Genomic DNA, 20,392 nt, shown 5'->3' with positions numbered 1-20,392 from the left:
AGGCGCCCCGAAGTTTCCGGACAGTGGTCCCACTAGGGTGGGTTTGTTCGGAAAGGGAAGTCGGTTGTCGCAGAAACGCAGGAAGTTCACTCCCGAGTATCGGGAGGAGGCCGTGAAGATGGTGATCGAGACGTCGCGTCCGGTTGCCCAGGTCGCCCGGGAACTCGGACTTGTCGAAGGCACGCTCGGGAATTGGGTCAACGCCTACCGTCGTGAGCACGCGGGAGAGGAGCCGCCCCTGACGGTGGATGAACGGGCACGGCTCCGTGAACAGGAACGCGAACTGAGGGAACTGCGGCAGAAGGTCGCTTTCCTGGAAAAAGTCGCAGCGTACTTTGCCAAGGATCCTCGGTGAGCGAAAGGTTCGAGTTCATCGATGCCGAGTGCGCGACATCCACCACGAACACCGAAGAGATACCGCCGGTCGCGAAGATGTGTGACTGGCTGGAAGTGTCCCGCTCCGGATTCTATGAATGGCGGAGCCGGCCGCTTTCGGTGACCGCCCGGCGACGGGAGGATCTGAAATTACTGATCACCAAGTCATTCCAGGATTCCGACGGGACCTACGGCTACCGGCGCGTGCACGCCGACCTCACTGCCTGGGGCGTGGCCTGCGGGCCCGAACTCGTGCGTGACCTCATGCGGGAGCTGGGCCTCCAGGCGTGCCAGCCACGGCCGTGGCGCCATAGTCTCACCGAGAACGACGGCCGGGCCGGGCCGATCCCCGACCTCGTGAACCGCGACTTCACCGCCGACGCACCGGGGAAGAAAATGGTCGGTGACATCACCTACATTCCGACCTGGGAAGGCTGGCTATTCCTCGCTACAGTCATTGACTGCCACACTAAGGCCGTGATTGGGTGGGCGATGGATGACAACTACAAGGCCCCGCTCATCGAGGCTGCCATCGAAATGGCGGCCCGCAATCACTCGCTCTCCGAGGACGCTATATTTCACTCGGATCGCGGCAGTAATTACACTTCAGAACAGTTCGCCCGGACGCTGGACAAGCTCGGTATCCGGCAATCTGTCGGGCGGACCGGTATCTGTTACGATAATGCCCTGGCGGAATCGTTCTTCGCGACCCTAAAAAATGAACGGGTCCATCGGACAGTCTATCCCACTCGTGAACGCGCCTATCGTGACATTGCCCGCTACATAGAGGTCCGCTACAATACGAAACGCCGCCACTCGGGACTCGGGTATCGGACCCCACGAGAGGTCCATGACACGTACCTGAATCAGCAGCTCGCCGCATAAATTAGCCAATAGGTGACTGTCCGGAAAACGTGGGGCTCCTCACCCCACCGGATGTTTCACGGCGGGGGCTTCAGAAGCGTGTTGTGACTCGTGTGCCACGATCAAGAATGTGACTTACAGCTTGGCGATCTGTCAAGCCCCGTTCGTCAGATGCCTTTCACGGTGACCGGCGACCCCCGGAATGCAGGGACTTCAGGTCGGAGAGGAAGTAGAGCCGAGCACCGCCCTCACCCTCCAAGATGTGCCGCAGCTTCCCTCTGTGGATCCACACGCGCGCGGTTCCGATTCGAATGCCAAGCAGCCGGGTCCCGGCCTCCAAGGTGACCAAGTGTGGCGTGACGGGGACTTCGGGGAGTCGGAGGCGTCCAGGCTTCTGCGGAAGCGTCTGAAGCGTCGGCCACGTGGGGTCGGGGGCGCCGTGCCGCGCGCGCACTTCTTCGATGTGGGAGTCCAATGACGCACTGCGGCGGAAGTACTCAGCTCCGTTAGCCCCTGGCTATTCAGCGGAATTGGTTGAGCTGACAGCCTGACAGCAGAAAGGTGCCGTTGACCTGCGAGGATGCGAGTGTCTACGTCGTATCCGCTGCAGAGAGCAAGGCACCTTTCTGGTGGTCGAGAGTACAGGGTGGGACCGTCGGCTGTCCGTGGCTGCTGACGGGAAGAAGCTGGTAGGGCACGCGGGGGCGGTGCTGCTGCGGAAACTGGCCGACCGCCTGGGGCTGACGGGTGGACTGGCCCGGGTGCTGCCGTCGAGTACGGCGGCCGGGTGGCGGGAGCGGAGCGGGGTGCTGGTCCAGCTGGCTGTGGCGATCGTGCTCGGAGCACGGAGTCTGCTGGAGGCCGAGCAGCTCCACCTGCACCACCAGCAGCTCTTCGGCCCGGCTGTGTCGGACTCGACGATGCGCCGGGTGCTGGCCGGCCTCGACGAACACACGCTGCGAAAGATCGCGAAGGTGCGGCGGCGGGTGCGCCGCCAGGTGTGGGGCCTGCTGCATCTGCGGCCGGGCGGCTTCCCCTATCTCACCGTTGCCGGACGGCACTTGAAGGGCTGGATCGTCGTGGACCTGGACGCCACGGTCATCACTGCCGCTTCGAAGAAGGAAGGGGCAGCGGCGACGTTCAAGGGCACGTTCGGCTTCCACCCGCTGGCCGGCTGGTGCGCGAACACCGGTGAGAGCCTGGCAATGGAGCTGCGCTGCGGGAATGCCGGGGCGAACACCGTCGAGGACCACCTGCGCGTGCTGGCGGCCTGTCTGGAGCAGGTCCCCGGCTCCTCGCAGGCCAAGCTCCTCATCCGCGTCGACGGCGCCGGGGCCACGCACGGCCTGCTGGAGCACCTGGAGTCACTGAACACGAAGCGGCGCACGGTCCGTTACACCGTCGGCTGGAAGATCACGCCCGAGGACGAGGCGGCGATCGCGAAACTCCCCGAAAGCGCATGGGAGACCTCCCTGCACCAGGACGGCAGCGTCCAGGAGGGCTACCAGGTCGCCGAGTTGACCGGGGTGAACACCCGCGAGGGCTGGCCCGAGGGGATGCGGCTGATCGTCCGCCGGGTCAGACCCTCACGGCGGCAGCACAAGAAGCTGACCGACTTCGAGAAACAGACCGGCTGGCGCTACTCGATCACCGCGACGAATATCCGGCACCTGTGGGGCATCCCCGGCTCGCACCAGGTCCAGTTCCTCGATGCCCTGCACCGCGACCACGCCGAGGTCGAGGATCGCATCCGCACCGGCAAAGCCATGGGCCTGCACAACCTCCCGTCCAAGTCGTGGCAGGTCAACGCCGGATGGATGCTTGCCTGCAACCTCGCGGCTGATCTCGACGCCTGGCTGCGGCTGCTCACCCTGCACGACCAGGACGGGCTCGAACACGCCGAGCCGGACACCATGCGCTTCCGCCTCTACCACCTGCCCGCCCGCCTCGCCGCCCACGCCCGACGCCGCTACCTGCGCATCGAACGGACCTGGCCCTGGGCAAAGGCGTTCACCACCTGCTGGAGCAGGCTCACACAGCTTCCGGCCGTCACCTGACAGCCGGCCCCGCCCCGACCAGGACCAGGACCAGGACCAGGAAGGAGGAGGACCGCAGTCTCCGGGCCTGTGGAACCCGGCGCACCCCGCGGCGTTACGCGACGGCCCGTCCTCCAACGGCAGAGGACATTACGGGCGAACCGCCGGATCACTCAGCGACTGAAACCCGCTGACGAATCGAGGTTAGTGATCCGAAGCTCCCTGAACTGTCGGTGTCTCCGAGCTTCTTCCGCCTTCCCGCCCGGCTCCCAGGCAAGGATCTCGTCGGGCAGGAGATCCCTGAATCGTTGGTGCGGCTGAGCGGTGTACCCGATCTTTACGAGCGGGCCGCGCCGCACGTAGTAGACGATCGACTCAGGAATGCGCCCCGGTCGGCTGTCCGCCTCGTCCTGGACGTACTGCGCGTGCTTCTTGCGCCCGGCACTCACTGCTGTCGAGATCAAGTCCGGGGTCAGCTCTTCGCCCGTTCGCCGGACCCTCTGGAGTTCCGCAGCTACGAACATGAAGGCCGGGTCGTCCTGATCGATGGCACTGACTCGGTCTTCGACGCTCGGGCGCAGTCCAGTGGATGCCTGCGTTGCCCTGCCGTATGGGCGGGCGATAGGGATCTTGCGGTTACTCTGGACCATGCTGGCTCGCTCTCCTGTAGCGGTCGGCCACGCCCCGGGAGGTCTAGCCACCTCGCCGGGGTCTCAACTGCCCCAATTCTACCGCCTTTTGGATCTATTCGGCGGGATTCGCGCAGGTCATTCGGGGTGACAGCAGTTGTACGCGTTGCATTCCTCAGGCAGATGCCAGTCACCTCGGCATCCGCAGTCGCACCCGCCGAGCAGGCCTTTCGCGAACAGGCGGCGAGCCTTGGCGAGGAACAGATTCTCTGGAACGGGCCCGACGACGGATTCGAGGGCGGCCTGCACGTTCCAGCGCATCCGCCAGTTTCCGCTCGCAGTCCCGGGGGTGCGGCGGACGGCGTCGAGGAACACTTCGTCGGGGATGTCCTTGCACTGCATGCGGCGGCCGTTGAAGAGGCGGATGCTGGGCGCCTCCTCGAATGCGGCTTGGACCGACGCGAGCCCCTGTTTGGCGGCGCTTTGCGCTTCGGCCATGGCGCCGGTCGCGGCGACGAATGCGAGCGGGCTGAAGCGGGCCTTGTCGCTCATGCTGTCTCCGTGGTGGGGGCGATGGCGCGTGCTTCGAGGGCGTCGGCTTCGATGTCGATGGCTTCCCCAGCGCCGGGAAGGGTGCAGTCGGGGTCGTCGGCGAGGTTGCGGCAGGACTCGGCGATGGCCCGGAGCAGGGCGAGGACGGCGGCGCATGGCAGGTAGGGCTGCCCGTCGCTGGCGGTCACGATGGGCAGACGGTCCGCCGCGTGCGGAAGCGGAGCGGCGCTCATCGGGCCGCGTCCTTCTCTTCCTGGGTGGCGTACACCCGGGGCGCAAAAACGAGGTCGGCGTGCCACATGTCGATGGGGTCCATGAGATGGCGGATCTTCTCGACCTGGTATCGAGTCGCCCGCTTGCCGCCCCTCGCCTCCAGAAGGAGGTAGTCGCCTTCCTGGATAATCCGGCCGCTGTGCCCCCAGCCGGAGGCGCGCAGGCGCTGCCCGCCGTCAGTCACTCCGCTGATGGAGTAATCGTGCCCCCAGCCACGTCGGCCGGGTCCGAAGTCGTGCGTTCGCGGTTCGCTCATGCTGCAACTCCTGCTGCTTCGGCGAGCACGGCTTCTTGTGCGGCCCGCAGCTCCCGCCACTCCCCTAGCGTCTCCCAGCGTGTCCCGCAGCCGCCGCATCTAACGCGGTGGCTGGCGGCGGTGGCGGTGAGCGGAGTCCAGCACAGCTCGTCGCCGACCTGCATGGGGCAGTTGCCGATCTGTACCCGGCCGGGCCGCCGCTCGTCGTTGACGAGGGCCGCGCATTCGCCGTGGAGGCGCCGCAGGTCGTCGATGTTCTGCCCGACCGCCTCATAGCTGGAGCACGCCCACAGGAGGTTGTTGGCGAGGAACTCGGCGAGACGCGGTACGGCCTGAGCCGGGCTGCCGCGCCAGGGGGCGATTGTCCAGCCGAGGGTGGCCCGCCATGCGTCTTCGATCGCGCCGAGTCGGGCTGCGACTCCGCCGGGCGAGACGAGGTTGAGGACGTCCAGGCGGGGCGGGATCGGCGGCGTCCGCGACCCCGACGTCGGGCTGCCGCTGCGGGAGGCGCCCTTCATCAGGGCGGCCGTCGTGTCCAGCTGCCGGAACAGGGCGGGCAGTTCGGCTATTCGGGCGGCGGTGCGTTCCTCGCACGGCCGGCAGGCCAGTCGGTCGAGTTCGTTGGTCCACAGGTCGCGTCCGCATGCGAGGCATGTCGGCCAGACGTAGTCTCCGCTTTCGACAGCACCGCTCACTGGGCACCCTTCTTCCTTGCGACCCGCTTGACGTAGCTGAGGTGGCGGCACGTTCGGCAGCGACGCCACCCACCGGGCTGAATCAGGGTGTTTTCCTGGTTGAACGGGTGGCCGTTCTTGCAGTGGGTCCTTTTGCTCATCCCGGAGACGTTCCGACCCTTGCTGAACATGTCCCGCACGTTGTCGAGGTGCGTACCCACGAACAGGTGGTCTGGCCTTACACACGGAGGGTTGTCGCATCGATGGCAGATGATGAGACCGTCCGGTATTTCGCCGTTGTGTAGTTGGTACGAGAAGCGGTGCGCCGCGACATTGCCCTCGCCTTCGCTGATGAAGAAGCGGCCGTAACCGTCGTTGGAGTGCCCTCCCGTCCAGGTCCAGCACTCGCCCGTCTTGTCGACGTATCGCCAGAAGCGCTCTTCGGCAGACCCCTGGGGAAGCTTGCCGATCAGGTTCCCGTGCCGCCGCTTGCGCATGTAGTGCTTCACGCACAAGCCGGCGCCGAAGTACGTGCCTGCGCAGTCGGGGACTTCGCAGCCTTCGGGCTTGAGGCGTCGACCGTGATGCCCTGCGAGGAAGCGGGCTGGCTCGCCCTTCTTGGTTCCAGACTTCGGTTGATTCTGCGTGGCGATGAGGGTGGGTTTTCCGCATCCGCATTCACAGAGCTTGGTGGGCGGCGGCGCAGGGTCGTGCATGACGGTGCTCCTCGGCGGTGGTACGGGAAGCGAGTGATCCAATATGCCAATGGTGCCGCATGAGGCCGACAACCGAGGCCAATGGCGCAGTCGGGGGCGTCTGGGAGACTTGCGACATGAGCCCCGGAACTGCAGCGCTCCTTGGACTTGGCGGTGGGTCACTGCTCGGCGTGATCATCTCCGTGTGCGTGACGCGCTTCCTGCTCCGCCGCTCAGGCGGAACGATGCCCAGCCCTCCGCTCCTTCGCCCCGACGAGTTGCGTGCGGTCCTGTCACTAGGATGGAACGGGCCGACGGTGGAGACCTCTGCGAACTACACCGGGCGCGGGCTGAACGTCTGGCGGAAGCCGCCCACGGCATAGGGAAGGCCCGGCCGTCCACGGGGACGACCGGGCCTCTTTCCCTGGGGTGGGCTAGTAGTTGCCGTTGGAGATCATGTCGCCGTCGCTGCCGTACACGGTCACCAAGCCGTTCTTCGACTCGTAGCAGGATGCGAACGCGGACGCGATCAGCTTGGCGTCACCAGTGTTCTCGCTGAGGAAGCCGCCCTTGAAGTCGGTGAACACCTCGGCGGCGTCGAGGATGTCGTTGTTCTTGTCGGCGCCGGTGACCTTGGTGACGTGGCCGACGGCAGTCTTCTCGGGGGCGGTGCCGGACTTGTTGACGCAGTCCTTGAACTGCTCGGCCTGGCTTTTGTCTTCGGCCGCCGGCTTCTCCTTGGCGGGCTTGGCGTCCGCGGCGGGTTCTTCGGCTGCGGCCTTGGGCTTGTCGCTGGTGGCGACGACCGCCTTGTCCTTGTTGCTGTTGTCCTTGGCGGAGTCGTCTCCGCCTCCGGCGATGGCGCCGATGACGATGAGGCCGACGACCACGGTCGCGGTGATGCCGATGATTTTGCCGACGTTGCGCTTCTTCGGCGGCTGCGGCTGGAACGGCGGCTGCCCGTAGGGCTGCTGGGGCGGGTAGCCGTAGCCGGGCTGTGTGGGCTGCTGGCCCCAGTTGGGCTGTTGGGGCTGCTGCGGGTACTGCTGGTTCATGGTCCCCCCAGGGAAGTGTGCTGTGGATGTGAAGGACACGTAAAGAAGGTGGATGGTTGCACACTGGACGGTCCCGATCCCCGTATTCACTCGACGGGGTCCCACTCCCCCACGCCGGACGCCACACTCAACTCATGGGCGAGCTGGTGTACATGGTGAGGGCGGAGACCGAACAGGCCTGCCAGGCGGCGTTGGATCGCCTGTGTGCGGCGTTGGGTGCGCGGCCGACGATCCTGCCGACCGCCGGCACGGGGCGGGGCTGGATCGCACGGGCTGTACCCACGGCGAAGGCCCCGGCGAATGGGCCGGGGCCTGGCGGGTCGGGCTGATCAGGCGGGCTGCTTCTCGTTTGCCTCAGCGCGGTCGCAGCATCGTCGACAGAGGTCTCGCATGCCGGGGCCGGGCGCCATGTAGAGGTGGTTGCCGCAGTAGTAGCCGCCGCAGCCGTGCTCGTCGCCGCCCGGCGTCTCACCGCAGAGGTGGGCGAGGCCTCGGTCGATGTTCTCCTCGCAGCCGTCCTCTTCACAGTCGGTCGGCACGCTGTAACCGGCCTGGATGGTCTCGCCGTTGCGGGTGATCTCGTAGTACGCGTATCCCATGGGCTGAGTGTCCTCTCCTACTGGTTGGTGTTCTTGTTCCAGATGCTGCGGCTGTGGGTTTCCGTGTGCTGCTGGTGGACGGGGCCGCTGTAGTGGTGGTTGTGGATCTCCGGCGCCCGCTTGACGCCCTTGATGAGGGATTTGAGGGCGAGGAAGGTCACGGGCGGGGCGGCGCAGACGGTGATGACGACGGTCTCGTTGGCGGTGCCGGAGAAGTAGAGGACGCCGGAGATGGCGGCGCCGAGGCAGAGGCTGAGGAAGCCTCCGGCGATCATCATGACGCTGGCGTCGGTGGCCTTCTCGCTCATCGCGGGCCGGCCGGGCTGCTGGACGGGGAGGGTGTCGCCGTAGCGCGGGACGGGGGTGTCGTCGCGGTAGGAGGTTGGGGTTTGCATGGCTTCCTCGACTGCGGCGAGGAGGCGGCGGGCGTTGTCGTCGATGTGGGCCTGCCCGGCCGCGGGGGCGGCGGGCGGCTCGGGCAGGACGGTCATGGCGGGTGGGTCTCCTTAGCTGAGTTGGATGTTGTTGGCGGTCCAGGGGCGGCGGTTTCCCTTGCGGATGCCGTCGTTGCGGACCCACTTGGCGATCTCCGCCTTGGCTTCGGCTTCGCTGTTGGCGCGGACGGTTCAGGCGGATTCGCCGTCGTGGTGCTTGCCGTCGCTGACGTCAGCGGTCCAGTGGTAGGTGCGGCGCATGGTGCCTCCTGTCGGTATCAAGCGGCGGTCGGGGCTTTGCCGTTGCCGGTGCAGGTGGGGCAGACGGTGAGGATCTGCTGGTCGCCGACCGCGGCGTGGAGCTTGCCTTCTCCGGCGCACATCCAGCACTTGCCTTGGGCTATGGCTTTGCCGGGGTGGATCTTCTTGTTCTTTTTGATCCACTGTTCGTCGGTGAGGCCGGAGTCGGTGACGACCTTGGACGGGACAGGTTGGGGCTGCTTCTGGCCGGCCTGTGCGCCCGCGTCGGTGGTTTGGGCGTACCAGGCGCCGCCGACGGTCTTGCCGCCGTGCTTGTGGCGTTCGTGGGTGCGCAGGGCTTTGGTGGCGAGTTTGGCGTCGCGGTAGCGGGGCTTTTCTTTCTTGCCGCAGGGGCAGGCCCAGCCGATGAGGCCGGTGTTCTTGTCCATGCTGCGGGCGGCGCGGTTGATCTCCCAGCGGGAGACTTTCTGTTTGGTGGCGGGTGCGGGGCAGGGCTTGGAGCCGGTGAAGGAGCCGTTTTTGCCCTTGGTGAAGATCTGTCCGTTGCCGTGGCACTTGGGGCAGCCCTGGTGGGTGGCGCGGAGGATGGCTGCGTCCTTGCGGGAGCGGACGACGTCTTTGTGGTCGTCGACCATGGGGACGATGACGCGGAGGACGAGCCAGCTGCTGAGGCGGGCGTGGAGGGGGCCGCTCCGGGGGATCTTGACGCGGCGGGCGGGGTGCCGGCCACGGGTGGCGGTTTTGCGGCGCGCGGTGGCCCGCTTGCGGGCGGTTGACGTCTTCGCAGCCATGATCTGTTACTCCTCATCAAGAACTTCACATATATGGATCAATAGGGCGGCGGAAGCCCGGCGCTACCCCGGCGAAAGCCCGGCAGGCACCCGGCGACCTGCACCGATGCCCTAAGACTCCGCCGAGGCTCCGCCGGGTCTACGCCGCCCGCATGCCGGGGTTCTGCCGGGTCTTCGCCGGGTCCAAGAGACCCGCTGCAGCCCGCTCGACGTCCCCTCGGTGCCAGCCACGCAGGTAGGTGCCCTCGGGGCAGTCGGTGCGGTCCGATTTCACTCCGGGGGCGTGCTTCCGCAGCCGGTTCGACAGCGCGGTGGCGTCGATCCCGTCGAGGCCAGCCGCGGCCAGAGCAGGCAGCAGCACCTCACTGGTGGGCAGGAAGTCGCGGCGTTTGCTGTCGAAGAGATCCAGCAGTGCGGCAACGAACTCGGCGTCCGGGTGGACGGAGTCGACCAGGCGGTCGGTGAGAGTGCCGCGCTGTTCGGTGGCCGAGAGGGTGGCGCCGGCCTTGAGGACCGTGTCGGCGTCCATGCGGGTGACGCCGGCCGCGAGACGCTCGGGGACTGAGCTGGCGATCTGGTCTCGGGTGTATCCGTTGAACTGGTAGCGGATGGCCCGGTTGAACGGCCCACCCATGATCATGGCCTGGCCTGCGTCGTTGGCGACCGGGCCGACAGCCGGCTTCATGCGGTCCGGACGCCAGCCCTGCGCCCCGGCACCAGGACCGAACGCGATACGCACGTCCTCGAACCGGCAGGCCATAAGGATGCGGTACGCCACGATCATCGCGATCGCGTCGCCGAGAGCGTCCGCGGTCGCCTCCTGCCCGGCCATTTCCAGGAAGATGCCGTATTGACGGCCAGTGCGCAGGATCTTGATGGCGAGATCCTTGCCGCGGGGGCTGAGCTGGATGAACTCGTCGATGAAGATGTACAGGTTGGGGTGCTGTTGCGTGGCGTGCCAGCGGTCCCCCATGCCCAGCTTGGGGAGTAGCTTGCCGCGCGCGGTCACATAGGACAGGGCTTCTTCGAGGGCCTCCTCGCATTCCTCGGGGGTGCGGGCCCGCCGTGCCATGAGGTCGCCGAACTCGGACAGGCCGCCCTTGATCGGGTCGAGGTCCCAGCACACGGCGTCTCGGCAGGCGGTGAGTGCTTCGGCGATCGTGCGCAGCGCACCCAGCGTCTTTCCGGCGCCCATCGCGCCGATGATGAGCGCGCAGAATCCGTCGAGGGTCAGCTCGAAGAGGCTGCCGTCCATGGCCCGGCCCATGGCGATGGTGTCGTGCACCGAGAGGGAGCGAGGGGCGTGTACGGCGGGGCGTGGCATGTCGGCGAACGGATTGGACTGGACGAGTCGGACGACGATGCGGGACTTGTCCCGGGCGTCCGGCTCGATCATGAATCCGCCGTCGGGCAGGCCGAGGTGCGACTCCAACTGGTCGGCGGCGGCCTGGACCTTGCCGGGGGTGGAGCCCTTGAGGATGACTTCCAGTTCCCAGCCCCAGTCGTGGCGGGCGAGAGTCTTCACGTCCCGGTAGTCGGCACCCTCGGCGTACAGGGCCCGGCCGAGGCAGTCCGCGGCCTGACCGCCGTCCGTCACCCAGGCGAGCGGGTACGGCTCCTCGCCTTCGGGGTTGTCCTGGTCGGCGATGACCTGCTCGGGGGCGATGCCGGGGCTGTTGATCCGGTAGCGGCCGTACCAGGCGATGCCGGTGGCCGCGGCAAGGGTCAGGGTCGCGGGGGTGATCCACCACGAGTCGGCGGCGGTGAGCCCCGTGTACTTCACGAGCGCCCACCAGCCGGTGACGTTGAGTCCGGCGGTGACTCCGGCCGCCCAGCCGAGGAACTTCCAGCGGCGCTTTCGGACGATGTCGACCTTGTTCCAGTCGGCGCCCTTCGACATGCCGCCGAGGACTTCTTGGAGGTCGTGGGCTCGGACGTATCGCCAGCCGAGGACGGACACGGAGCGGGCGCCGGTGAAGAACCAGCGGGCCGTCAGCCCGCACGCCCGACCGGTCACGGAGGCGACGACCATGGCGCCGGTCCCGGCCTGCCGGAGTACCGGGGTACGCGCATCGTAGGGGACGACGATGCCGGGCGCGATGTCCTCACCGGACAGGTCGTCGGGCACGTACAGCTCGCCCGGGATCACCTTGCTGTCGTCCCAGCCGGCGGGGAAGTCGGGGTGCTGGTCGAGGCTCATGACGGGTCCTTCTTGGCGGCGGCCTGACGGGCGGCGATGGATGCCTGGCGGTTCGCGCCGGGCGTGTACTTCACGTCGCCCTTGGTGCGCTTTCCGGGGCGTCCCGGAGGGTTGTAGACGCGAGGCTTCTTGGAACCGAGCACTTGCGATGCGACCTGCTGCGATGATCCGTTTACGGAGCGCTTCTGACGGGCTGCTTCGACACGCATCTCGGCGGCGTTACGCATACGGATTACCTCCGCCGATTCACCGGGCGGGGCGCCCTCGACGTCGAGCTTGGCCTGTCGCCAGATGGCTTCAGTCATGGCCGTCTTGCCGTAGTCGGCGACGAGTCGCCAGGCGTGCCGGTGCACGTCCGGGAACTCCTCGGCACGAATGCGGTCGAGCTCCTCGGCGGCCTCCCGCTCCGCCTTCTCCAGGTACGCCTGCCGCTCGGCTGCCCGCAGCTCCTTCTCAGCCTTCTCCGCCGCAATCCGCTCGGCCTCCTTCTCGGCGGCCTTGCGCTCCCTCCGGGTGGGGACGCCGTCGCGGCGTCGGATGCGGCCGTGCTCGTGGAGGTCCCAAACGCCGGGTCCGGCGATGGAGGCGAAAGCGGTTCCGAGGGCGGTCGCCGGGTCGAACGCGGCAAGCCCGTGCCACAGGTTGATCCCGGCGGCGATGAACGCGAGCAGCCAGGAGATCAGCCGGTAGTGCCAGGAGGGCCGCCCGTTCGCGACTGCGGAGGCGGCGCCCTTCTGGACCACCCAGGCGCCGCCTTCGAGCATGAGCGGGGCGGCCATCAGCCACAGCGCGTCGGGGTCGTAGAACGCGTTGAGCTGGACGGGCAGGGCGACGACGGCGCAGACCCGGTAGAAGTTCAGGGCGTAGCGCCGCCACCGGTCGTCAGCTTGCGCTACCTCGGCGTCGGCCGTCTTCTTGGCCTGGGCTTCGGCGGCTTCCTGTGCGCGGGCGGCTCGCGCCTGGCGCTCGATCTCCTCTCGTTCCGTATCCGCCTTGGCGATCTTCGCGAGTTCGGTGGCCTGCTCGCGCTGGAAGCGGAGCTCGTTGCGCTGAACAGCCAGACGCGTCTTCTCGTTCTCCAGGCGGAGCTGTTCGGCCTGCTCTGCGGCGAGGACCTTTTCGGCCTCAGCCTTGGCTGCAGCTTCGACGCGCAGGGCGTCGGCCTCTGCGGCGGCGCGGGTCCGGATCGCCTCCGCCTCGGCCAGCGCCACCGGGTCGAACCGGGGCTCAGGTGAGGCCACGACGGAGCCGTTGACCTTCTCGACAGACGTGGCGGTCACGGTGGATCAGTCCTTTCAGGGCCTAGCGGCGGTGGTTGTGGCGGAACCCGAAGGGTCCGGGAAGATCGAACGAGGTGGTGCGGCGTCCGGTGGACGAGATCGTGTGGCGTGGCCCCTTGCCGCCGCCCAACGTGATCGACCACGAGCGCCGGTTGATGTTGAGGCGGACCCCGGGCAGGATCCGGAAGCTCTTACGGAACGTGATCGGCATCAGGTCACCGGCCGACGTTGAACGCGATCGCGAAGACGAGAGTCGCGATGCTGGCGAAGATCGAGAAGGCATAGAAGAGACGCATGGCTTGGTCCTCTCAGGCGGGCGCGCCCGTGCGCGCCTTGTGGAATTCACGAACGAACTCGTCGGTCAGGCCGGAGCCGAAGGCAGCGCCGACCGGGCCGATCCCGGTCACCGACGCCGCCCACAGCTCCAGCCACGCTGCGCGGGTGGCGGTGTAGTTGATGACCGGCCGGGCGCAGCGCACGACCAGGACGACGGCGCCGAGCCCGACCATCACGGCCAGGGCGAGGAACTTCAGCGCCCACCGGCCCGCCCAGCAGGCGGCACGGTTGAGCCGGCCAGGCTTCGCGGTGATCAGATACGGGCGCATCAGGTCCCTCTCAGGGTGGTCGGAGTGGGGTGGTGCTGGCCGATCTCCAGGGCCCGCGCAGGGTGTCGCGGGCCGAGGGCTACGGTCAGCGGCCCTTCTTGGTGCCGCCGTGCCAGAACGGCACCTTCGCGGCGGCCTCGTTGGCCTTGGCGTTGAGCTCCTGGTACTCCGGGGTCTCGTGCCGGATCCCGGCTCGGCGCTCACGGTCGGAGTTCTCGTTCAGCCGGCGGTCCGCCTCCTTCATGGCGGCGACGTTGGCTTTCTCCTCGGCGGTGTTCTTGAACCGGCCCATGGCGGGCTCCTCTCGGTGGGGTGGCGGAACGCTGAGCGGTTCCCCTCACCGCCCGTGCAAGACGGGCGGATCGGGCAGCCAGTCAGCTGTCGCGCTCGACCTTGATGTCGCCGTCGATCGTGTGGTTGACGAAGCGCATGTCTCGCTCGAACTTGGCGCGCGCGTCACTCTCGGACTCGGCGGGCCGCGTGATGACGGCCTGCCTCTTCGTGCCAGTGCGGTTGCCAGTGACGTTGGCCGTGGCCTTGAACTTCATGGAGATGCCTCTCAGGTTGGGATCAGATAGGTGGTGCTGGTCGTGCAGGGCGCCGCACCAGGGATGCGGCCTCCAACAAGGCCAGTAGGGGTGGTGCCGGGCGGCGGTTGGGGGTGCCGCCGCCCGGCGGTCTACAGGAGGGCCGCGGCGCCGAGTGCGACAGCCAGCAGTCCGCCAGCGGCCAGGGTCAGGTCGACGGCCGCCCGGAACAGGCGCATCTTGCGGACCGCGATCCGTGACAGCTGCACGACTTCCCCGGCGTCACCGGCCTCGGTCATCGCGTCGGGCAGCGTGTCGGCGGTGAGCGTCGCCCACAGCGGGAACCCGTGCCGCCCGTCACCGAGACGGGGCCGGACCGTCCACAGCAGGACCGAGATCGACCCGGCCAGCAGGACGGCGGCCGGAACCATCAGCCACACGGTGGGGTCCAACTCCCGGCCCGCCGTCCACGCGCCCGCCGCCAGCACACCGTCGAACGCCAGCAGCAGCGACGCCTTGCTGTCGGTTCGGGCGATCACCTGCTGCGTGTCCGCATGCGCGGCCGACAAGGCGGCCATCAGGCGGCGACGGGGAGTCGGAGTCCGCGAAGTTCGTCGACGAGCCGCGGGCCCAGCTGGGTGACGGCGTCGACGCCGGCGGCCTGGTCGAGGATCAGACGGCGCGTCTCCTCGTCGGCGGCAATGAACTGGTCGATCAGACGGGCACGGTCCTGAATAGACATGGCGGTACAGCCCTTCCGGGTACGTGGGAACGGTGGGTGGGTCAGGCGGTGGGGCGGGGCAGGGCGCGGCACTTCTCCGCGTGCTCCTGGGCCCAGTGCTTGCCCGTGGACAGGCACCGGCCGATGTAGTTGCTCTCAGCGAACGTCGCCTCGCATCCGCGGCAGGTGCCGGTGATGTCGGAGGTGTCGCTGTCCTGGCGGAGGTCGACGGTGATCCTCGGGTCGGCAAGCGCCTTACCCGCGTCGGTGAGGTAGCGGGCAATGACGCCCTCGGGCCAGGCGGCGGGCGCGGCGATCTGGGCGGAAGAAGGCATAGCTGATCTCCTCGGGTGGTCATGCCGGGATGGATGGGTGGTGCGAAGTGGGGGCCGCGTCGGCGGGTGCCGTGGGGGATCGGATTTCTCCGCCGACGCGGCGGTCTAGGGGTCAGCGAGTGGGTGCTCGCTGCGGTGGTTCGTCTCGCGCAGCTTGCGGAGCAGACGCTCCCAGTCGGCGGAACTCACGACGACGCCTCGACGATCACGAGGAACGAGTCCGAGGCGAGGTCCATGACCACGCGGGCCGGAACACCCTCACGGCGACGTTCCGCGGCGAAGGACTCCGCCGGCCACTGGCCACGCGGGCCGCCAGCCGGAAAGGACTCCAGGACGATGCGGGCCGGGAGCTGCGGGCGAGACGAACGGACCGGGCCCTGCGCCTCAACGTGCGCGGCAACGTCAGCCGGGGACAAGGTGGAGGTGCTCATGCCGCAACCTCCGCCGCGTGCTGGTTGTGCAGGCGAGCGGTACGGGCGGCCTCGTCGAGCTTCGCGGCCAGCTTGCGCAGATCGTCAGCCGCCTCGGACGCCATGTCCGGCGTCAGGTAGGCGTCGACACTGCCCTCGTCGCCCACGATCACGTGCGCCGCACGCATCTGCGGGTCGGACGACATCGAGTCGCAGCCGACCGCAGCCGTCAGCGTGTACGCCGGCTTGGCGGGGTTGAGGAACGAGTGCACGTGAACGGCGAACTCTTCACCTGTGTGATCGACGTCCTCGATGAAGTGGACCCACTCGGAGACGTGATTCGTGGTGCACCAGTCCGGGCACGGCAGGAAAACGATCTTCTGCTCGGGCCCAGGGGAACCGATCCCCACCGGGGCGAGGTGATGACCCGGCGCGATCGCCGGGAAGGTGGCGACGTTGGTCGTCTGGTCGGCGCGCTCGGGCGCACCGCTAAGCTTGGTCATGCCGACTCCTTGGTTACGTCAGGGAGGTCGTGCAGGTCCCGTCCTGGTGTGTGGAAGCCCAGGGCGGGGCCATTTTCATTTGTGCACACGGGTGCTGGTGGAAGGCAGCCCCGCGGTGGAACTCCACCACCATAACCCGACCTATGGACCGGTGGCAATCCACCGTGCGAAGATTTCGCCATGCCCCATGGAGTCCACAGAATCCCCGCGAAGACATACCGCCCGGAACCCGAGCTGCTTGAGCGCGCCAAGGCAGCCGTCGCCGAGGTGGACTCCACCCTGAACGCGCACATCAACGAGTTCTTCAAATGGCTCACGCACGAGACGGACGAACTTCCGAAGCGGCCCGACAAGCCGCCAGTCCTGCCCTCGTAATCTCTGGGCTCTGTCGTCAAGATCGCTCCTCAGGGTGCGGCGGGGATAGCCGCCCCGCCTCTCACCACCGAGGACACCCCGAGCCCGGGGTGTGACGGCAGCCTGAGAGTCGATCACTCACACGTCAATCACAGGCACAGGCAGGGGAGCCATGCCCGAGGAGCAGGCAGCAGCCGAGGCGTTCATCGCCGAGCTCAAGTACTGGCGCGACGTGCGGGGCCTCTCGCAATCCGCGCTCGCCAGCAAGGTCGGCTACACGCCGTCCTACGTCTCCAAGGTCGAGGGCGGCCAGCTGGCGCCGTCCAAGGGATTCGCCGCCCAGGCCGACGACGTCCTCCGTGCCGGTGGGGCGCTGCGCCGCGCCTTCCGCGACCTGGAGGCCACCGGCAGGCCGCCAGCCGCGCCTCATCCGGCGCCGAACGGCGACGAGTCGCACACGACGAGCCTGATCGTCGAGCACGAGGACACCACGCTCTACTACGACGGCCACACCTACCGGGCCACCCAGCGGCGCAAGCTCTACAACGACTCCCCCGACCCAGTCACCCGGTACCTCATCCGCATCTCCGTCGACCGCTACCCGGGAGACCCCGAGCGGTCGAACCAGCACTACCGCGACCACCCGCTGACATGGGACGAGATCGGGCTGTCCGCCTCCATCGACGGCGAGCCGCTGACATGGCGGGTCAAGCACGACCGGGACGCTTTCAAGGAGTTGTGGCTGCTCTTCGGCCAGTACCCGCTATACCCCGGCGAGTCCGTGTGGCTGGAGTACAGCTACACCGTCGGGGACGACAAGTGGGGGTCTTGGTTCCAGCGCGCGGTCCGTCTTCCCACGCAGCGCATGAGCGTCCGCCTCGACTTCCCGGCCGACCTCGACCCGGTGGTGTGGGGCACCGAGACGAGCATGACCGCCGAGGCGATGCCGTTCCGCACCGCGATCCGCCGCACCGAAGAGGACGGCCGACGCGTCTTCTCCTGGTCCACCGAAGACCCCCCACTGCACGCCCGCTATCGGCTTGAATGGAAGTTCCGAACCCGCCCAAACCAGGAGGATGCATTGCACGTACTGGAGCCCGAAGCGACCGCGAGCGAGAGGATGCGCGCCGTCGGTATCGTCCAAGAGGGCGATCCGATCCTGACGAAGACCGCGCGCCTGTTCGTCCTGCCTGACGAGGCCGAAGATGCTCGCCGGGTCGTCGCCGAACTGATCTCCGCCGCCGAACGGGCCTCCACCGTGCACGTCTTCGGCAAGGGCATGGGCGTCGCAGCGCCGCAGATCGGCATCGACCGGGCCGCCGCCATCGTCCGCTCCCCCGACGGCGAGGCAATCACGCTGTTCAACCCGCGCATCGTCGAGGAGTCGCCCGAGACGGACGAGCAGTACGAGGGCTGCTTGTCGTTCTTCGATGTGCGCGGCAAGGTCCCCCGGCCGATGGCCATCAGCGTCGAGCACACGGACATCGACGGGCAGGAGCGGATCACCATCTTCGAGCGGGGCATGGCCCGACTCGTCGCCCACGAAGTCGACCACCTGCACGGCATGCTCTACCGGCAGCGGATGCGCGAAGGCGTGCAGCCGATCCCTGTCTCCGAGTACCGCGGGACCGGCAGTGGATGGCAGTACGGCAAGTAGGAGCCGATACACGAAAGCGCCCCCGCCCTGTCCGGGCTGGGGGCGCTTCGCTTTCAGTCCTCGCTGCTGTCTGGTTTTGCCCTGTCGTCAATCACGATGCGGACGGGGTCGGCTCCGTCACCGCGGTGTGGCCGGGTGATGATCTCTTCCACAGTCTCGGTGAGCCGGGCGTGGAGGTGTCCTGCGATGGCGCTCGTGACCGGATTGACGGCGCTGCGGTTCACGCGGTCGAGGCTGGTGATGGCGGCCACGAGGCTGGGACCGGAGACGCGGACGGTGACGGCGCCGTCTTGGTCTTCGACCTTTCCGGGGATGTGGAAGTGCTCCTCGCCTGCGGTCTGTTCGATGAGGAATGCCCAGGCGTCGCGATGCATCTGGAGTTCGGCGGCGGAGATGCCGGCGGCGGCGCGGAGGATGGCGAGGTCGTCGTCGCTGGGTGACTGCGGGGCGACTTCCGGCTCGGGCGCCGCCTGGGGTTCGGGGTCCGGAGCGGGAGGCGTGTCCTCGACGAGGACCGGCTCGGGCGCCGGCTCCGGGGTGGGCGGGGCCACTGCCTGCAGGACCTGGTTGCCGAGCTGGGTGATGGCGCCGCGGATCGCGACGAGTTCGTTGCCGATGCTGGAGAGCGGGCCGGTGGCGATTTCGTTGGTTCGGGCCAGTCCGTCGCGGGCTAATGCGCGGATTTCGGCGAGACCGGTGGTGATGTCGGCGTTGGTGTCCTGTCGGGTCTGGTCGATGGAGTGCTGCTGGTCGGCGGCCTGCTGTTTGAGTGCGGCGAGTTCTGCGGCGATCTGGCTGAGCTGGTTGCCGACTTGGCGGAGTAGTTCCCTGTCTGCACTGCCGAACGGCACGAAGTCCCCCTCTGATCGTCAGCTGACCTGGAAAGGGTCGTGGCAGGTCGAATGGTCGACAAGGTCGCGAATCGGACACAGCGATAGCCCCCCGACCGCTTGCGGTCGGGGGGCTTCGTCATGCGGGCCGGTGTTCGGCTTGGCGGGCTTCCTGGAAGGCTTGCGTGAAGGCGGCCAGGCCTTGGGCGGCGTTCGCTGCGGCTGGCCCGAAGGCTGCTAGTGCGAGGTTGATTGAGGTTCCGACTTCGCGGAAGCGGGCTTGGAGTGCGGCGGCCTGGTCGGCAGTGATGGTGATGACCCGCTCGCCCGACTGTGCCCCGCCTGGCGCGTATCGCATGGCGTCGGGGCCGACGCTGCAGTCGTAGAGGGCTCCGTCGATCTGGTCGATGATGCTGTCGGCGCTGGTCACTGGCTGTCCCCCGCGTATTTGTCTGCCCAGTGGGCGCGGTCGCCTGCGGCGCATTCTTCCACGCTGGGCCCGTCGGTGTGGTCGGGTGGCTCTTCGAGGATCTGCCGTTTGGCGATGTCGATGAGTACGTCGACGGCTTCGCGTGCTTCGGGGCTCATGTTGCGGGCGCCGTGGACGCTGACGGCGGGCTCGGCCGGGTCGCTCACAGGAGGCCTTCCTCTTGGAGTCCGGCTCCGACGAGCCGGGATTGCTCTTCGTCCCAGTGCCGCCGGTTGCGGGCCTGCCGCATGGTCGGGGTCATGTCGCGCCGCCAGGGCTGGTGGGCTTCTTTGCCGCTGCCGTGTGGGGCGGGCAGGTAGGTGACTTTGCCGTCGGCTTCCCACACGTAGTTGCCGGTGCGGTGCATGCCGTCGTGACGGCGTTTGAGGGCGCACCGCCAGTTGCGGTAGCCGCCGCCTTCTCGGGGTACGCCGGTCTTTTGGGGGCGGTCGTTGCAGTAGCCGGACAGGACGGCGAGGAGGTCGTGCCAGCGGTTCTGTACGCGGTGGATGGCGATCCACGCGCGGCCGGGAAGCTTCATGCTGCCTCCTGCTGCTGGTCGGTTGTGGCGCCGCGTCGCTGCTGGCGTCGTTCGGTCCGGTACGTCTTCTCGCCGGCTTTGCATCGGTCGCAGGGGTCTTCGCCGCGGTATACGTGGGCTGCGTATCCGGCGTGGTCGCCGTGGCGTTCGCGGCGGAGGATGCCCGTCTGGTAGGCGAGGTGGACGGCGTGCGGCATGGACTTCGCGCCGAGCTTCCGGAAGATCTCCGTGTGCAGCTTGCCGACGCTGGACGGGGCGATGCCGAGCTTCCCGGCTATCTGCTGGTGCGTGTGGCCGGAAGCGGCCAGCCGGAGTGCCTGAGTTGGCGGCTCGTCAGCGGCCGGCTACTGGGCCCGCGGCGTGATGACGGGGCGGCCTTCACGTCGGCCTCCGGTTTTTGATGGACCCGTTGGTGTCGAGGTGGCCGTCGGCGGTGGCGAGCATGCGGAGTGCGCGCTCCAGCACG

General features: G+C 67.8%; 30 protein-coding genes. 4 read left to right on the top strand and 26 right to left on the bottom strand.

Annotated features, from left to right (window positions below):
• Positions 1-64: 64 nt before the first annotated feature.
• Together ABIE67_RS39525 and ABIE67_RS39520 are read left to right on the top strand one after the other, a co-directional pair.
• A protein-coding gene (locus tag ABIE67_RS39525) for an IS3 family transposase (RefSeq protein ID WP_370266378.1) occupies positions 65-1,260 on the top strand; the annotation gives its coding sequence in 2 pieces (ribosomal slippage) (positions 65-317 and positions 317-1,260; 1,197 coding nt in all).
• A 608-nt stretch (positions 1,261-1,868) separates the two neighbouring features.
• Positions 1,869-3,296, top strand: a complete 1,428-nt coding sequence (locus ABIE67_RS39520; RefSeq protein ID WP_370266377.1) for an IS1380 family transposase — start codon at positions 1,869-1,871, stop codon at positions 3,294-3,296.
• A gap of 152 nt (positions 3,297-3,448) precedes the next feature.
• Here ABIE67_RS39520 and ABIE67_RS39515 read toward each other — a convergent pair whose 3' ends face one another.
• From ABIE67_RS39515 to ABIE67_RS39415, 21 genes are all read right to left on the bottom strand, one after another.
• The gene (locus ABIE67_RS39515) at positions 3,449-3,925 is read right to left on the bottom strand and encodes a hypothetical protein (protein ID WP_370266376.1); all 477 of its coding nucleotides are present in this window, start codon (positions 3,923-3,925) and stop codon (positions 3,449-3,451) included.
• A 117-nt stretch (positions 3,926-4,042) separates the two neighbouring features.
• Positions 4,043-4,456, bottom strand: a complete 414-nt coding sequence (locus tag ABIE67_RS39510) for a hypothetical protein (protein ID WP_370266375.1) — start codon at positions 4,454-4,456, stop codon at positions 4,043-4,045.
• A complete protein-coding gene (locus ABIE67_RS39505) occupies positions 4,453-4,689 on the bottom strand; it encodes a hypothetical protein (RefSeq protein ID WP_370266374.1) in 237 nt (78 codons plus the stop codon). The genes ABIE67_RS39510 and ABIE67_RS39505 overlap by 4 nt, the downstream gene beginning before the upstream one ends.
• On the bottom strand, positions 4,686-4,985 hold the full coding sequence (locus ABIE67_RS39500) for a hypothetical protein (protein WP_370266373.1): 300 nt from the start codon (positions 4,983-4,985) through the stop codon (positions 4,686-4,688). Before ABIE67_RS39500 ends, ABIE67_RS39505 begins: the two co-directional genes overlap by 4 nt.
• Positions 4,982-5,680 (bottom strand): hypothetical protein, encoded by a 699-nt coding sequence (locus ABIE67_RS39495; RefSeq protein WP_370266372.1) that lies wholly within the window; start codon positions 5,678-5,680, stop codon positions 4,982-4,984. The genes ABIE67_RS39500 and ABIE67_RS39495 overlap by 4 nt, the downstream gene beginning before the upstream one ends.
• A complete protein-coding gene (locus tag ABIE67_RS39490; RefSeq protein ID WP_370266371.1) occupies positions 5,677-6,375 on the bottom strand; it encodes an HNH endonuclease signature motif containing protein in 699 nt (232 codons plus the stop codon). The genes ABIE67_RS39495 and ABIE67_RS39490 overlap by 4 nt, the downstream gene beginning before the upstream one ends.
• 413 nt (positions 6,376-6,788) lie before the next feature.
• Positions 6,789-7,409 (bottom strand): hypothetical protein, encoded by a 621-nt coding sequence (locus tag ABIE67_RS39485; protein WP_370266370.1) that lies wholly within the window; start codon positions 7,407-7,409, stop codon positions 6,789-6,791.
• Between the two features lie 329 nt (positions 7,410-7,738).
• On the bottom strand, positions 7,739-8,008 hold the full coding sequence (locus ABIE67_RS39480) for a hypothetical protein (protein ID WP_370266369.1): 270 nt from the start codon (positions 8,006-8,008) through the stop codon (positions 7,739-7,741).
• A gap of 17 nt (positions 8,009-8,025) precedes the next feature.
• Positions 8,026-8,499, bottom strand: coding sequence for a hypothetical protein (locus ABIE67_RS39475; protein ID WP_370266368.1), 474 nt, complete (start codon positions 8,497-8,499; stop codon positions 8,026-8,028).
• Positions 8,500-8,720: 221 nt separating this feature from the next.
• Complete coding sequence (locus tag ABIE67_RS39470) at positions 8,721-9,494, bottom strand: hypothetical protein (protein ID WP_370266367.1); 774 nt, start codon at positions 9,492-9,494, stop codon at positions 8,721-8,723.
• A 139-nt stretch (positions 9,495-9,633) separates the two neighbouring features.
• Positions 9,634-11,694, bottom strand: coding sequence for a hypothetical protein (locus ABIE67_RS39465; protein WP_370266366.1), 2,061 nt, complete (start codon positions 11,692-11,694; stop codon positions 9,634-9,636).
• Entirely contained in the window at positions 11,691-12,974 is a 1,284-nt protein-coding gene (locus ABIE67_RS39460) for a hypothetical protein (RefSeq protein ID WP_370266365.1), read from the bottom strand. The genes ABIE67_RS39465 and ABIE67_RS39460 overlap by 4 nt, the downstream gene beginning before the upstream one ends.
• 22 nt (positions 12,975-12,996) lie before the next feature.
• Positions 12,997-13,185, bottom strand: coding sequence for a DUF4236 domain-containing protein (locus ABIE67_RS39455; RefSeq protein WP_370266364.1), 189 nt, complete (start codon positions 13,183-13,185; stop codon positions 12,997-12,999).
• A 97-nt stretch (positions 13,186-13,282) separates the two neighbouring features.
• Entirely contained in the window at positions 13,283-13,579 is a 297-nt protein-coding gene (locus ABIE67_RS39450) for a hypothetical protein (protein WP_370266363.1), read from the bottom strand.
• A gap of 85 nt (positions 13,580-13,664) precedes the next feature.
• Entirely contained in the window at positions 13,665-13,871 is a 207-nt protein-coding gene (locus ABIE67_RS39445) for a hypothetical protein (RefSeq protein ID WP_370266362.1), read from the bottom strand.
• Between the two features lie 82 nt (positions 13,872-13,953).
• Complete coding sequence (locus ABIE67_RS39440; protein ID WP_370266361.1) at positions 13,954-14,127, bottom strand: hypothetical protein; 174 nt, start codon at positions 14,125-14,127, stop codon at positions 13,954-13,956.
• A gap of 131 nt (positions 14,128-14,258) precedes the next feature.
• Entirely contained in the window at positions 14,259-14,684 is a 426-nt protein-coding gene (locus ABIE67_RS39435) for a Pycsar system effector family protein (RefSeq protein ID WP_370266360.1), read from the bottom strand.
• Positions 14,684-14,848: a hypothetical protein gene (locus ABIE67_RS39430; protein WP_370266359.1), complete on the bottom strand. Its 165-nt coding sequence runs from the start codon at positions 14,846-14,848 to the stop codon at positions 14,684-14,686. The genes ABIE67_RS39435 and ABIE67_RS39430 overlap by 1 nt, the downstream gene beginning before the upstream one ends.
• 41 nt (positions 14,849-14,889) lie before the next feature.
• Positions 14,890-15,162 carry a hypothetical protein gene (locus ABIE67_RS39425; RefSeq protein WP_370266358.1) on the bottom strand — a complete coding sequence of 91 codons (273 nt, stop codon included), beginning with the start codon at positions 15,160-15,162 and terminating at the stop codon, positions 14,890-14,892.
• 185 nt (positions 15,163-15,347) lie between these two features.
• A complete protein-coding gene (locus ABIE67_RS39420; RefSeq protein WP_370269744.1) occupies positions 15,348-15,593 on the bottom strand; it encodes a hypothetical protein in 246 nt (81 codons plus the stop codon).
• Complete coding sequence (locus tag ABIE67_RS39415; protein ID WP_370266357.1) at positions 15,590-16,075, bottom strand: hypothetical protein; 486 nt, start codon at positions 16,073-16,075, stop codon at positions 15,590-15,592. Before ABIE67_RS39415 ends, ABIE67_RS39420 begins: the two co-directional genes overlap by 4 nt.
• A 180-nt stretch (positions 16,076-16,255) precedes the next feature.
• On the opposite strand from ABIE67_RS39415, the gene ABIE67_RS39410 reads away from it, so the two are divergent.
• Entirely contained in the window at positions 16,256-16,450 is a 195-nt protein-coding gene (locus tag ABIE67_RS39410; protein ID WP_370266356.1) for a hypothetical protein, read from the top strand.
• 151 nt (positions 16,451-16,601) lie between these two features.
• Complete coding sequence (locus ABIE67_RS39405) at positions 16,602-18,086, top strand: peptide deformylase (RefSeq protein WP_370266355.1); 1,485 nt, start codon at positions 16,602-16,604, stop codon at positions 18,084-18,086.
• 53 nt (positions 18,087-18,139) lie between these two features.
• Here the strand turns inward: ABIE67_RS39405 and ABIE67_RS39400 are convergent, their stop codons facing one another.
• From ABIE67_RS39400 to ABIE67_RS39380, 5 genes are all read right to left on the bottom strand, one after another.
• Positions 18,140-18,937 carry a hypothetical protein gene (locus ABIE67_RS39400; RefSeq protein ID WP_370266354.1) on the bottom strand — a complete coding sequence of 266 codons (798 nt, stop codon included), beginning with the start codon at positions 18,935-18,937 and terminating at the stop codon, positions 18,140-18,142.
• A gap of 118 nt (positions 18,938-19,055) precedes the next feature.
• Entirely contained in the window at positions 19,056-19,346 is a 291-nt protein-coding gene (locus ABIE67_RS39395) for a hypothetical protein (protein ID WP_370266353.1), read from the bottom strand.
• Positions 19,343-19,552, bottom strand: a complete 210-nt coding sequence (locus ABIE67_RS39390; protein ID WP_370266352.1) for a hypothetical protein — start codon at positions 19,550-19,552, stop codon at positions 19,343-19,345. Before ABIE67_RS39390 ends, ABIE67_RS39395 begins: the two co-directional genes overlap by 4 nt.
• The gene (locus ABIE67_RS39385; protein WP_370266351.1) at positions 19,549-19,926 is read right to left on the bottom strand and encodes a hypothetical protein; all 378 of its coding nucleotides are present in this window, start codon (positions 19,924-19,926) and stop codon (positions 19,549-19,551) included. The genes ABIE67_RS39390 and ABIE67_RS39385 overlap by 4 nt, the downstream gene beginning before the upstream one ends.
• Positions 19,923-20,186, bottom strand: a complete 264-nt coding sequence (locus ABIE67_RS39380) for a hypothetical protein (RefSeq protein ID WP_370269376.1) — start codon at positions 20,184-20,186, stop codon at positions 19,923-19,925. The genes ABIE67_RS39385 and ABIE67_RS39380 overlap by 4 nt, the downstream gene beginning before the upstream one ends.
• Positions 20,187-20,392: the final 206 nt, after the last annotated feature.

Source organism: Streptomyces sp. V4I8 (genome assembly GCF_041261225.1).
Lineage (GTDB): Bacteria > Actinomycetota > Actinomycetes > Streptomycetales > Streptomycetaceae > Streptomyces.
This window is presented reverse-complemented; position numbering and strand designations above follow the sequence as displayed.